This window comes from Pseudomonas sp. BJa5 (genome assembly GCF_030272875.2).
Taxonomy (GTDB): domain Bacteria; phylum Pseudomonadota; class Gammaproteobacteria; order Pseudomonadales; family Pseudomonadaceae; genus Aquipseudomonas.
Genome location: NZ_JALRNG020000217.1, coordinates 1 through 238, shown reverse-complemented (window position 1 = coordinate 238; position 238 = coordinate 1). Strand labels below are relative to the sequence as shown.

1 pseudogene is annotated in these 238 nt (G+C 57.1%); it reads left to right on the top strand.

Going from position 1 to position 238, the window contains the following annotated elements:
- Positions 1 to 22: 22 nt before the first annotated feature.
- Positions 23 to 238 (top strand): annotated as a pseudogene (locus M2D63_RS26085) (ribonuclease T); the annotation flags it as partial.

The window sequence follows — 238 nt, the reverse complement described above, 5'->3', positions numbered from 1 at the left end:
AATCGAGCAGGCGGCCCTGTAATTCACCGGGATCAATCTTGATCACCCTATGAGCATGGCAGTCATCGAAGAGTCGGCACTGACCGACATCTTCCGTGTCGTGCGCAAGTCGCTCAAGGCCAATGGCTGCAAACGGGCCATCCTGGTCGGTCTCAACAGCAGCTTCGACCTGGGCTTCCTCAATGCGGCCTTGGCGCGCAACGACATGAAACGCAATCCGTTTCATCCGTTCTCCAGC